Annotated in this window: 11 protein-coding genes; 3 read left to right on the top strand and 8 right to left on the bottom strand. The window is 29.1% G+C overall.

Annotated features, from left to right (window positions below; translation table 11 throughout):
- Nucleotides 1–44: 44 nt before the first annotated feature.
- The 3 genes from ACW9XA_RS04385 to ACW9XA_RS04375 form a co-directional block, all read right to left on the bottom strand.
- Nucleotides 45–1,190 carry a glycosyltransferase family 4 protein gene (locus ACW9XA_RS04385; RefSeq protein ID WP_457763172.1) on the bottom strand — a complete coding sequence of 382 codons (1,146 nt, stop codon included), beginning with the start codon at nt 1,188–1,190 and terminating at the stop codon, nt 45–47.
- Between the two features lie 97 nt (nt 1,191–1,287).
- Nucleotides 1,288–2,454: a lipopolysaccharide biosynthesis protein gene (locus ACW9XA_RS04380; RefSeq protein WP_457763171.1), complete on the bottom strand. Its 1,167-nt coding sequence runs from the start codon at nt 2,452–2,454 to the stop codon at nt 1,288–1,290.
- A gap of 2 nt (nt 2,455–2,456) precedes the next feature.
- Nucleotides 2,457–3,398, bottom strand: coding sequence for a glycosyltransferase family 2 protein (locus tag ACW9XA_RS04375; RefSeq protein ID WP_457763170.1), 942 nt, complete (start codon nt 3,396–3,398; stop codon nt 2,457–2,459).
- 122 nt (nt 3,399–3,520) lie between these two features.
- On the opposite strand from ACW9XA_RS04375, the gene ACW9XA_RS04370 reads away from it, so the two are divergent.
- On the top strand, nt 3,521–5,569 hold the full coding sequence (locus ACW9XA_RS04370) for a radical SAM protein (RefSeq protein ID WP_457763169.1): 2,049 nt from the start codon (nt 3,521–3,523) through the stop codon (nt 5,567–5,569).
- Between the two features lies 1 nt (nt 5,570).
- On the opposite strand, the gene ACW9XA_RS04365 is transcribed toward ACW9XA_RS04370, so the two are convergent.
- The 5 genes from ACW9XA_RS04365 to rfbF are packed head-to-tail and all read right to left on the bottom strand — an operon-like array spanning nt 5,571 to nt 9,963.
- Nucleotides 5,571–6,371: an NAD-dependent epimerase/dehydratase family protein gene (locus ACW9XA_RS04365; protein ID WP_457763168.1), complete on the bottom strand. Its 801-nt coding sequence runs from the start codon at nt 6,369–6,371 to the stop codon at nt 5,571–5,573.
- A 1-nt stretch (nt 6,372) separates the two neighbouring features.
- On the bottom strand, nt 6,373–6,894 hold the full coding sequence (rfbC, locus tag ACW9XA_RS04360) for a dTDP-4-dehydrorhamnose 3,5-epimerase (protein WP_457763167.1): 522 nt from the start codon (nt 6,892–6,894) through the stop codon (nt 6,373–6,375).
- Nucleotides 6,894–8,126, bottom strand: a complete 1,233-nt coding sequence (locus ACW9XA_RS04355) for a methyltransferase domain-containing protein (RefSeq protein ID WP_457763166.1) — start codon at nt 8,124–8,126, stop codon at nt 6,894–6,896. The genes rfbC and ACW9XA_RS04355 overlap by 1 nt, the downstream gene beginning before the upstream one ends.
- Nucleotides 8,123–9,187, bottom strand: coding sequence for a CDP-glucose 4,6-dehydratase (rfbG, locus tag ACW9XA_RS04350; RefSeq protein ID WP_457763165.1), 1,065 nt, complete (start codon nt 9,185–9,187; stop codon nt 8,123–8,125). The genes ACW9XA_RS04355 and rfbG overlap by 4 nt, the downstream gene beginning before the upstream one ends.
- Nucleotides 9,184–9,963: a glucose-1-phosphate cytidylyltransferase gene (rfbF, locus tag ACW9XA_RS04345; RefSeq protein WP_457763164.1), complete on the bottom strand. Its 780-nt coding sequence runs from the start codon at nt 9,961–9,963 to the stop codon at nt 9,184–9,186. The genes rfbG and rfbF overlap by 4 nt, the downstream gene beginning before the upstream one ends.
- A gap of 105 nt (nt 9,964–10,068) precedes the next feature.
- Here rfbF and ACW9XA_RS04340 point away from each other — a divergent pair, with 105 nt between their 5' ends.
- Together ACW9XA_RS04340 and ACW9XA_RS04335 are read left to right on the top strand one after the other, a co-directional pair.
- Complete coding sequence (locus ACW9XA_RS04340; RefSeq protein ID WP_457763163.1) at nt 10,069–11,892, top strand: UDP-N-acetylglucosamine 2-epimerase; 1,824 nt, start codon at nt 10,069–10,071, stop codon at nt 11,890–11,892.
- Between the two features lie 60 nt (nt 11,893–11,952).
- A complete protein-coding gene (locus tag ACW9XA_RS04335) occupies nt 11,953–13,266 on the top strand; it encodes a PQQ-dependent sugar dehydrogenase (protein ID WP_457763162.1) in 1,314 nt (437 codons plus the stop codon).

The following is a 13,266-nucleotide window of genomic DNA, read 5'->3' as shown; positions in this document are numbered from 1 at the left end:
ATGAAAATTTTTTAAGACAATTTAAACTTGAAGAAAAATTTGAATTAAGCGTTTCCCTTTTTATCTATCCAGTTTAATATCAAATCTCTAAATTCCTGATTTTTTTTATTCATCTCAAATCTTTCCTCAACCCATTTTCTCCCATTTTCTCCCATTGAAACACTTAATTCAGGATTATCAAGAATTTTTGAAACATATTTTTCAAGTTGCATTGAATCATCTTCCTTAATCCAAAATCCTGTCTCATCATGTTTTATTGTCTCTTCTGTACCTCCTGGAATACATCCAATAACTGGAGTTCCACAAGCCATAGATTCTGTGACTATCATTCCAAATGGTGGTTGACGAACTAAATGAACCGTAACAAGTGCTTCTGAATACAACTCAATCAATTTCTCATCAGAAACAATACCAAAAAATTTTACCCATTTTGAAATATTTTCAGATTTTACCAATTTTTTTAGTTCATTCTCATGAATTCCACGACTTCCCACAATCCATATTTCAAAATCCTTCCTTTTTTTAAGCAAATCAGAAATTGATTTTATTAAAAAATCACTTCTTTGGGCTTTTTGTGCTGCAATACATAATACTGCATTTTTTTTCTTTCCAACCGGTTTGAAAACATTTGATCTTGTTCCTAAATGAATTACTTTTGTAGGAACATTATACTTTGATATTATTGATTTTCTAGAATATTCACTGTTACATATGACTTCATCAAAATTTTCCCATTTTTTCTTATCTACAGTTCTAATAAAAATTCTAAAAAAATACCAGAAATAATATTTCAATGGAGATAAATTTTTAATGTATGTATTTGTGTAAAGTAAGTTAATATCTTGAGGATAACATAAAACTGGTATTTTACCGAATTTCTCAGCCCATAATGTTGCAGGAAAATTCATGAATAATACAATATCAGGATTTAAATTTTCTACAAGTTGTTTTATTTTTCTCCTAGTTTTTGACAAGTCTGTCCAAAATTTTATTGATTGAGTCATTGATTTTTCATCAGCTACATCAATCAGTTTCAAATTATCTTTTTCTTTAAACAGTTCTCTATTGGAATATAATGAAATTATAGTTACATTATCATTTTGTGATGCCAAAAATTCTGAAAATTCCCAAGTAAATCTTGCTGCCCCTCCTTTAGTAGGTAATCCTGGTGCAATTATTGCAACTTCCATTTCAAATTTTGTTCAGTCTTGTTTAAAAATAATGTTATGCATGAGTAATCTACTTTGTAATTTGATTAAAATAAACACTTCAAATTTCATCAAAAAATCAAATATTCTCATTTTTTGGCAAAAATTTGTCCATGCTTATTAGAAAAATAGCTTGAACTGAACTTGCAATTATTAAAGAGAAAGCTACACCATTTATACCTAAAATATCTCCAAGAATGAAAATTAATGGAATTTGAACTGACAAAAATATTACAGATCCAGAAAGCACAATCTTACTCTTTGCCATTCCGAGAAACTTGGATGTATATGTCATAATTATTGTAGATGGAATAATTGCTACACTAATAATCTGAATCAGATTTATGGATTCGTTAAATTCTTCAAAAAATATTGGGATTAGAATTGGTGCTAAAACTATCCCTAATCCTGCTGAAATTACAGAAAATACTATTACGACCTTCTTTAATTTTTTATTTGCATTTCCACTAGAATCATGAGGTAAAATATATTGAAAGATCATTGATGGGATGATTATTAATACTAGAAAAAATTGTTGGGCTAACTGATAATTTCCTAATAATACATATCCAAATAATGGTAAAATAATTAATTTGTCTAATGTTCCATTAAATGCTCCTATTACATCAAGAAGATAATTGTTAAAAATAAATCCCTTTCTTTCTTTCAAAAGTTGGAAATTAATTTTTGAGTTTTTTATTTCTTTTATAGCTACAATTACATAAGGAATAAAAGAAAAACCTATTCCTAAGATCACTCCTTCTAATCCTATTATGTAATAAAGTGATATTGAAAAAATTATTAATAAAATTTTTTGTGAGATGATGAACTTTGCATATTGTTTGTAGTCTTTTTTCCCGAGAACATCATACGTAATCAATGTAAAAAATACAAATCCTAAAATGTAAACACTAACACCAACATTATTTAAAAATAAAAAGTATACAACTAATGAAGCAATTATTGATGAGCTTATTGAGCTTACAAAAATTGCCGGTTGAATTTTTACTCCTTTTGCTACATAAACCATTAATGTATTAGGTGATCCAAGCAATGATAATTTTGAAGCAATTATTGCAATCGCCAACAAATAACTTACTTGACCATATTGTTCAGTGCCTAAAATTGATGCTATACTAAACCAGAATATTGCACCAATTGCGTTGCTTGCAGCAGTTGCAGCACTAATAGTAGTAAGACCTCTAAAACTCTGGTAAAGTTGTTTTATTTTTTCTAAGTATGTCATTTTTATTCAATTTTCTTAGGATTTACTAGATTGCCTAATCCTATTTTTCTTATTATGTCTACAATTAAGTAAAAAATTACTTCAAAATTAAACTTCATCATGCAATCAAAATTTTTGAAAAAAATTTTGACTCCTAAACTTTTCCAACACCATTTGATTAATGGATAATACAAAAAAATTGAATCAAAGAAACTTAACTTAAACGATTTACTATAATTGAATAATCCACTACTGGACGTTCCTCCATCATATCTGTAATTTAGGACTTCATCTAAAACAAAAAAATCTCCGTATTTCAAAGCATTTAGCATTGTTGCTAAATCAAATCCAGTTACAAAATTTGAGACAAAAAATTCACGTAATTGTCTAGTACGGAAGATTCCATAAAATACTTGTTGGTGTCCTCGTAATTTTAAATATAATCTAATTTTTTTGTCAAGTGTTCCAGATGTTGAGTAATTTTTCATAGGTGTAAATTTTCTAATTAATTTTTTCTTGATCTTCCCTAATGATTTATCTCTTTTTTCATCATTAAGATATTTTGTTTTTTCTCCATATGGTTTTACTTGAGAAATACTACATACAACATTTTCTCTTTTTTCTAAAACAGAAATATTCTTTTCAATAAATCCTGGTAAAATTTTATCATCTACTGAAGTCCACATAAAATATCTGCCTCTAGCTTTTTCTAAAATAAAATTAAAATTCCAATTTGGACCCATGTTTTTCTCATGGGAAAAAAATCTTATTCTTTCATCCTTTGATGCAAATTTTTCACATATTTCTCTAGTTGAATCGGTCGAACCATTATCTGAAATAACTAATTCAAAATCACTAAAATCCTGATTAATAATAGATGAAATTTTTTCAGATAGAAATTTTGTTCCGTTATATACCGGAATGCCTATCGTAATTGTAATTTCTTGTGAATTTTGTTCTGTCATGTTTGATACCAAATAAAGGTAATATGTTAAATCTTATCTTACTAAAGATAACATCGTTATCTAATCTAGTTTACTATCTTTTCACCAAGTCTTTAATATGGTAACCAAAGTATTATGTTGAATTGGAGCCCCTTAAGATTTACCTGGGTGATCTTACCTATAACACAATAGCCGTTTCAACAGAATCTTTACCTATCAATATTGGATTTATTGCCAGTTATTGTTTAAAGCAATTTGGAGATAAAGTTGATATCACATTATTCAAATACATTGATGATTTAGAAAAGGCACTTTCAGAATCCCCTCCCGCTATTTTGGGTTTGAGTAATTATTGTTGGTGTCAAAATGTTAGCCAAGAAATGTTTAAGCTCTTTACAGAAAAAAACCCAAATGGATTAAGGATATGGGGAGGACCGAATTTCCCAATTGATGCTCCTTCTCAAAAAAAGTTTTTCAAAAGATTTGAAAATTTCGATATTTATGTCCCAATAGATGGTGAAGTAGGATTCTCAAATGTTGTTGAAAGAGTATTAGAAAGAAACTCAGAAAATATTAGAGAAAATGTTTTGGGATCACCATTAGATGGGTGTATAATTAAAAATTCTGAAGGGAAATTACTTTACTCTTTAGCTGACACAAGACTGAAAAATCTTGATGAAATCCCATCACCGTATCTAACAGGTTTAGTTGATAAATTTTTTGATGATAATTTGATTCCTATGCTACAAACAAATCGTGGTTGCCCATTTAGTTGTACATTTTGTACTGATGGACGTGAGGCCGTAAACATGGTTAATAGATTTAGTAAACAAAGGACATCTGATGAAATAAACTACATTGCAACACATGTCAAAAAAAATGTTCATAGTATGTTTATCAGTGATTTGAATTTTGGAATGATTCCTGGTGATATAGAAACATGTGAGGCAATCAAAAATGTGCAAGAAAAATACAACTATCCACATAAACTTCTAACAACTACAGGAAAAAATAACAAAAAGAAAATAATTGAATCCATAAAATCACTCAGTGGTTCGCTTTCACTTTCAATGTCTGTTCAATCAATGGATGATCAAGTTCTAAAAAATATCAAAAGAGACAATATTAGCAAAGAGGTAATGTTGGACCTGGCTCCAGTTATAAAAGAAAATAATATGAATACTACTGCTGAGGTGATTTTAGGATTACCTGGTGAAACCTACAAATCACATCTAGAAACAATTCGTAAACTAATTTCTGCAAAATTAGATGATGTCATTACTTATACTTGCTTTTTACTTCCTGGTTCTGAAATGGCAACTCCTGAACAACAAATGAAATGGAAATTTAAAACAAAATTTAGAATGCTCCCAATGGATTTTGCAAAACTGAGTTCAGGGAAAAAAATCTGTGAAATTGAAGAAGTTATTGTGGGGTCTAAAGATCTAAGCTTTGATGATTATGTTCAACTTAGAATGATAGGATTTACTTTATGGATGACAAATAAAGGCATTCTATATACTTCAATCATAAAATTTTTGAGACAACAAAATATTGATGTTGCAGATTTATTTTTCCAAATGGTTGAAAGACAAAAAACGGCACCTGAAGCAATTCAAAAAGTATATGCAAAATTCAAACAAGCAACAATAGATGAATTGCATGATTCCCCTGAAGAAATTCTTACAAAAATCCAAGATGATGATGAATTTCAAAAATTAGTAGATGAAAAAGCAGCAATTAACGTAATCAGATTCCATCACACCATGATACTTTCTGAATACATGGATGAATGGACCAAGTATGTTTTGAAAATTGCTCATGATTTATTGGAAGAAAAAAATAAACTCAACAATGAAATCGAAAAACAATTTCATGACGTCTCGAATTATTGTCTAGGAAAAAGCCATAATCCATTAGGGAAAGATAGAATGACAACTAACCCTGAATATGTTTTCAATTATGATATCGAAAAATGGCTTGATGATAAATTAGAAATTTTATCATTAGATGAATTTAGAGTTGATGAGCCCTTCAAACTCATTTTTAATCTAACTGATGAACAATTCAATATCATAAAAGACAACCTTGAACTGTTTGGTGATTCTACAGTAGGATATACTAAGGCACTAAAAATGGTTCCAGAAAGAATGTTCTGGAGAAACCCTATGTTGCTGAATAAAAATGACTAAATTATTTTTTGTATTCGTTAACAATTTCATCAAATTTATCCAAAATTGAAATTGGCTTAAAACTAAATTCATTTCGAATTTTTTCTATGGATATTGTTGGAAATGAATATTTTGTAGCATTTTTTGCAACTTCTACTTTACATCCAGTGATTCTTTGTAATTCTTTTACAATTTGTTCATTAGTGATGTTTTTTCCGCTTGCAATATTATATATTGAATCTTTTCCTTTGAGAGAAATCTTTGGTAAGATATCCAAAACGTCGTCAATGTATACGTAGTCTTTTTCACTTTCCAAATCAGTTTGTAATGTAACTTTTTTAGATTTTAATGACTCTTGAATTATTGATGGAAGAAAGAGATTTGAATTAAAATTTTTTCCTGTAACATTTGATAATCTTACAATTCTGACATTAGCTTTTTTTGATGAATTACAAATTGCTTCTCCCATAATTTTTGAAATATTATACAAATTATTTTCACCTAGTGGATTTACCAATAGGTCTGATCTTTCATCAGTTGATGATGCATTTTGATAAATTCTTGTAGATGAAAGATAAAGAAACGATTCAAAATTTGTTTCATTCAATAATTTATTTAATAAAATAACATGTGCATCAATTGCTTTTGAAGGATATCGTTTGAAGTTGGGTACTCCTATTGCATAAATTACATGACCCAAGTTTTCTCCAAGATTCTTTTCATTTCTTAAATCTGGAGCATCATATTCTATGCCACCATCTTTAAATTTTTTAATCAATGATGAACCCAAATATCCTGTAGATCCAAAAACAGAAAATTTCATCTTAATTCTCCCAACTAGCATCTTTTTCTGAAAGAATTGGAGGAACAATTGGCCATAATATTTCAAAATCTTTGGAATCCCATCTTCTTCCAGTTGCATATTTTTCATTGAATTCTTGAGACATTTGATAAAAAACTTCTGAATTTTCTTCTAGAGTTTGGAAACCATGAGCAAATCCCTCTGGCACATACACCATTTTATGATTTGTTTCACTCAATTCAATCCCGAACCATTTGTTTTTTGTAGCAGAATCTTCTCGTAAATCTACAATTACATCAAATATCTTCCCTTTAGTGCAACGAACAAGTTTTGCCTCTTCAAATGGCTCTTTTTGAAAATGCATTCCTCTCAAAATTCCCTTCTTTGAATTAAATGAAATGTTGCACTGAATTAAATTTAGATTTAATCCTTTTTTGTCAAATTCTTTTTTATCCCATGAACGAGCAAAAAATCCTCTTTCATCTTCTAACTTTTCTAATTCAATTACAAATGATCCTTTAAGTTTAGTTTCTGTAAATAACATTAAAGAATTTTCACCTCAGGTATAGGAATTATAAATTTTCCTCCCCATTCTCTAATGAATTCTAATTGCTTCATAATTTCTTTTTTTAAATTCCAAGGTAAAATGAAAATATAATCCGGTTTTGAATCTTTTATTTTAGATGGATTGTATATGGGAATATGGGTTCCAGGCAAAAATAATCCTTGTTTGTATTCACTTATATCAACTGTATATTCCATCATTTCGTTATTAATTTCACAGTAATTTAACAATGTATTTCCTTTGGCAGGTGCACCATATCCAACAACTTTCTTCTTTTGATTCATTGCCATGATAAAAAAATTATTAACATCTTCTTTAATTTTATCAATATTTTTTTGGAATTTTATATATTTCTCAAAATCAGTACATCCAAAGTCTTTTTCTTTTAGATTTAATTTTTCAACATTTTCACTGATTTGTTTTAATTCATCATCTTCATGTTTTACATAGATCCTTAATGAACCCCCGTGAGTTGGCAATTCTTCTACATCAAAGATTCTTAGTTTATGATGTGAAAAAATCTTTTGAACAGTATAAAATGAAAAATACGAAAAATGTTCGTGGTAAACAGTGTCAAATTGATTGTTTTTAATCAATTGTAAAATATGAGGAAACTCCAAAGTGATTACTCCTCTTTTTTTAAGAATAATTTTCATTCCTTCTACAAAATCATTAATGTCAGGAACATGTGCTAAAACATTGTTTCCTAATAACAAATCTGCAAAAATTCCTTTTTCTGCCAATTCTTTAGCAAATTTTATGCCAAAAAACCTAGATATTGTAGGAATGCCTTTTTCTTGTGCAACTTTAGCTACATTTTGAGCGGGCTCAATGCCTAAAACAGAAATTTTTTTGTCTTTAAAAAATTGAAGTAAATATCCGTCATTACTTGCTACTTCTATGACTTTACTTGATTCGTTTAATTTTAAATTTGAAATCATTAATTCAGAATACTTTCTAGCATGTTCTAACCATGTTTTTGAATACGATGAAAAATATGCATAATCAGAAAAAATATTTTCAGGTTTTTCAAATTCTTCCAATTGAACTAAAAGACAATTTTTACAAATGAATGCATGTAAGGGATAAATTTTCTCTTTGTTTTCTAAATCTTGTTTTTTTAAAAATGAATTAGATAATGGAGTGAAACCAAGATCCACAAAACTTGTTTCTAATGATTCATTGCAAAATCTACATTTACTTTCTGTCATTTTATTTTTGAAAAATATCTTATTTGCTCTTTTGTAACTTTCTTCATGTCTTCACCCTTCTTGAACATTGAGTACCATTCAACAATCAATCTTATGGCTTCTTCTAATTCAATCTTGGAAATCCACCCTAATCTTGAATTCGATTTTGAACTATCTAGCTTTAAGAATTTGTTTTCATGATGATATTCATTATCATCCAATTCCCATTTTATCCCATTTCCCCATAATTCATTAAATTTTTCTAAAATCCATGATACAGGCTTTGCATTATTTTCTATTGGTCCAAAATTCCAACTTTCAGCAAATTTTTCCTTTTCATTCCACATTTTTTCTGCTAACATCAGATATCCATTTAGAGGATCTAACACATGTTGCCAATGTCTAACATAATTTGGATTACGAATTCTAATCGACTCATTTTTCAAAATTCCCTTCATTATGTCGGGAATCAGTCTATCTTTTGCCCAATCCCCTCCTCCTATTACATTTCCTGCTCTAACTGATGCTAACGAAATGTCACTATTTTTGCTTTTATTAAAAAATGATTTTCTATAAGCAGAGGTAATTAATTCAGCACATCCTTTACTACTGCTATATGGATCATGACCTCCTAAAGGATCAGATTCTGTAAACCCTCTTTGAAGATCTTTCTCTTCATAGCATTTATCGCTTGTAACATTTATCATTACTTTAGCAGATTTACATATTTTTACTGCTTCAAACAAATTTACTGTGCCCATTACATTTGTAGAAAAAGTTTCTAAAGGTTCATTGTATGAATCCTGTACTAAAGACTGTGCTGCCATATGAATAATAATTTCAGGTTGAAAATCTGAAATTTCTGTTGTTAACTTTTCCAGATCTCTTACATCTGCAATAATTGATTTCATTCCTTCTTCAACATTTGCAATATTGAACAAACTTGGTTCAGTGGGAATGTTATTAGAAAATCCAACAACTTCTGCTTCTAATTCTTGGAGCCATAATGACATCCAACTCCCTTTAAATCCCGTATGTCCTGTGAGAAAAATTTTTTTTTGTTTCCAAAAACTTGGGTTCATTCCCATTTCTTCCAAGGAGCCTTATTTAATTTCCATAATTCTTCTAAGTGATTTTTATCTCTAATAGTATCTATTGGTTGCCAGAATCCAGAATGTTTGTATGCTGAAAGTTGATTATCTTCTGACAGTTTTTCTAATGGTTCGCGCTCCCAAATAGTTTTGTCATCTGTCAAATAATCAAAAATTTTTGGTTCTAAAATGAAAAAACCTCCATTAATCCAATCCCCGTCACCTTCAGGCTTTTCTTGAAACTTTGTTACTCTATTATCTGAAATTACCATTGCTCCAAATCTTCCTGGAGGTCTTACTGCTGTTACTGTAGCTAATGTTTTTTGATTTTCATGAAATTCAATTAATTCTTTTAAATTAATATCACTTAGACCATCACCATAAGTAAAGCAGAATGGCTCGTCATCTAGAAATTCCTTGACTCTTTTTAGTCTCCCTCCAGTCATTGTGTTTAATCCTGTGTCTACAAGCGTTATTTTCCATGGCTCTACATCACTAGAATGCACATAAGTAGAATTTGCTTTAAGATCCAATGTGATGTTGGATTTATGAAGAGAGTAGTTTGCAAAGTATTCTTTAATCATGTATCCCTTGTATCCACAACAAATTACAAAATCGTTAATTCCATGCTGAGAAAATATCTTCATAATATGCCATAGTAGAGGCATACCTCCAATTTCGATTAGTGGTTTGGGTTTAACTTGTGTTTCTTCGCTAATTCTGGTACCGAATCCACCTGCAAGAATTACTGCTTTCAATGAAAACACCTCATAGTTTTATGTTCAAAAAATTTATTCTCCAAATTCAACATATCTTCAAATAAGAATTAGTTTAAAAAAGGTTTTATTAATTCATATCCATCAAGTTCTCAATTGACATCAAATGATTACTTGTTAGTAGATAAAATTCAAGATATTGATGAAATTGGCGATCATTCATCTAAAACAATTATCTCCTTTGACTATGAATCACATATTTTATTGAACGAGCAAAAAATTCCACATACTATTTCAGATGAATTTAGCTCGCCTGAAGAATTACATTCAATTGAAAAACAAGTATATTCTTTAGTAAATTGGTATGAAATTCCATCTGTTCAAAATTTGATAGTTGAAGATGGAATCAACTTAGGTGAGCTATTTTTTCTAGAATTTCGTGCAGAATTAGTTTCATTCTTGAAAAAATTCAGTGAACTTTCTAAATTGGTTAAATTACATCCTGATTCAAATTATTTTGTTTCTGAAACAATTTGGGAATTAATTTCACGTTTGACAAAAAATGTTACTAAAATAAATATTAAAACTCGAGACATTTCGATGTATAATTCCATTGACGTTCCATTAAAACTAGGATCAAAACAATTGACAATGAAACTTTCTACAAAAAATGCATCTCGAATTCAAAATTTTTTAAATAAGGCAAGTCAGAGTCTTTTTTTAAACAAAACAATTAACAAAAAATTCCCCACCGTACTAATAGTAAATTTTTCTACTTTGAAAACTGAATCTTTTCTTTTAGAAATTCCAAAATTTGATTTGAATGTTGTAAAATATGATAGAACAACCCCTGCAATATGGAACACTAATACTCTAAATATTATTAAAAATTCAAAATGTGTTATAGAAAATGAATCTACATTATTAGATAAATCATCTTCGGAGAAAATAAAATTAATTGAAAAATCAATGATGACTAAAATTGATTCAATTCTATCATCTAAAGACTTTGAGACGTTCTTCGCTCTTAATGGAGAGAGCTTTTGGAATGAAATAAAGCCTTTGATAACAAGATTATGTAGAAAAAGATTTCTTCAGGCATCAAAAGAAATTCAATTAGCAAAAAACCTTCTTAAAAAATACTCATTTTCTAAAATCTTACTTTTTCATGAATCCGGAATCGTTGAACAAATTGTCCTATCGTTAGGAAAAAAACAAAAAATACCAGTGTGTGTTTTACAACATGGCTTATATTTTGATTCCAAAGAAATGATTGATGAAAATCAGTTTCAACGAGTAATTCCCAAAAAATCTGATTATTTTTTAGGATGGGGTGATATTTTTAAAAATTTCTTAGAAAATAATAATGTAAGTTCTAATCAAATTAAAAACATTGGATCAATTTTTCATGATAGACTTTTCAAAATTAAGAAAGAATCAAGTAAAGTAACTGGAAATGTACTTTTAGCATCTGATCCATTGGCATTTAATCGCCCAATCGATCTTTCAATTAATCAAAAAGAGCTTTACAATAAAACAATAGAAAATATCTGCAAAACAATATATCAAAATAATAAAAAATTGATCATTAAAACTCATCCTCAAAAACATCAATCAGAAGAAAACATTGCTAAAAAAATTGATGAAAAAATTTCCGTTCTTCATTCAGGGGATATTTTACCATTAATTGAATCCTCTGATTTAGTAATTGTAACTGATGTAACAACTGTTATTATTGAGGCAATGATGATGCAAAAACCTGTAATTTCAATCCGAATAAAAGATCATTATGGAAAACCTAAAGTCTTCGATTATTGTGATCAAATCTCTTTGGATTCTTTAGATTCATGGATAAAGTCATTTTATAATGAACCAAACATAAAAAATCATCTTATTGAAAGAGGTAATGAATTTCTTAACACATATCTCTCAAATCAGGAAAACTCTTCAAAAAAAATACTTGAATTTTTACAAGATTAATATTAAATATACCTGCAAATGTATAGTACATTTTTAAATTAATGCTGTAAATTTGTTTATATGAAAAAAATTATTATACCAATAGTTGTTATAATTTCGATTTTAATTATTGGATATGTGGCATATTCAAATGTCTCTATTTTACCCCCTGAATTACTAAATTTACTCAGAACGCTACGTGATTCAGGTCAGGAAATTACCAAATCTGCTGAACGTAGTGCAGGAGTTCCACTAAAAGCCAAAATTTTTGATGATGAATTCATAGTTAAGGAATATGTCACTGGATTAAGTCAACCTACAACCATGACTTTTGTAGGGGATGATATTTTGGTCTTAGAAAAAAATTCTGGTCATGTACAATTAATTCGAGATGGAAAACTGATATCTGAACCAATTTTTGACTTTGAAGTTAGTTCAACAAATGAATCTGGTCTTTTAGGAATCGTTTCTCATAACAGTGATGTATATATTTTTGTTACAGAAGCAAAATCTGATGGTGGAGAAATTATTGGCAATAATATTTACAAATTTACTTGGAATGGAAATTCTCTAGTTGATCAACAACTAATTAACACACTTTCCAGTGAATCATCATGGCATAATGGGGGAACTATGACAATTAATTCCGATGGTCAAGTATTTGCAGTGATAGGAGATCAAATGGGTGGAGGTCGTCCAGACCTAAAAAATGATTTTAGAGTTCTACAAAATGTCAATAATGGAGAAATAGATGATACAGGTGTAATTGTAAAAGTTGGATTCGAAGAAGGAGTTATTCAACCCAAGACTTCGGGAAATCCTTTAGATCATTATTTTGCAATTGGAATAAGGAATAGCTTTGGAATAGCGATTGATCCTCTGACAGGAAATATCTGGGATTCTGAGAATGGCCCTGATCATTCTGATGAAATTAATTTTGTTCCAGAAAATTTTAACAGTGGATGGTCTGTAGTGATGGGACCTGCAACCAATGAGCAAATTTCCCAAATTCCCCCATTAGGTAATTTTCAATATAGCAATCCTGAATTTAGCTGGGAACGCACAGTAACTCCAACTGGTCTTGAATTCATTAATTCTGATAAATTCTCTAAATATAAGGGAGATCTGATTGTGGCAAGTTGTAATTATGGTCAGTTGTTCAAATTTTCTCTAAATGAATACAGAACTGGTTTAAAATTTGATTCTGAACATTTGCAAGATTTAGTAGCAAATAATATTGAAATTGATGAACAAACTGATATAGAATCTATTGATGAAATCTTATTTGGTGAGGGATTTGGATGTCTGACTGATGTAGAATTTGGACCAAATGGATATTTGTATTTGGTATCTATTTCTGATAATACAATATACCAAGTATTGCCAAGAAATTAA

It is taken from the genome of Candidatus Nitrosopumilus sp. bin_6a (assembly GCF_054095695.1).
Note: the sequence above shows the minus strand (reverse complement) of the source record. Positions and strands in the feature narration are given on the sequence as shown.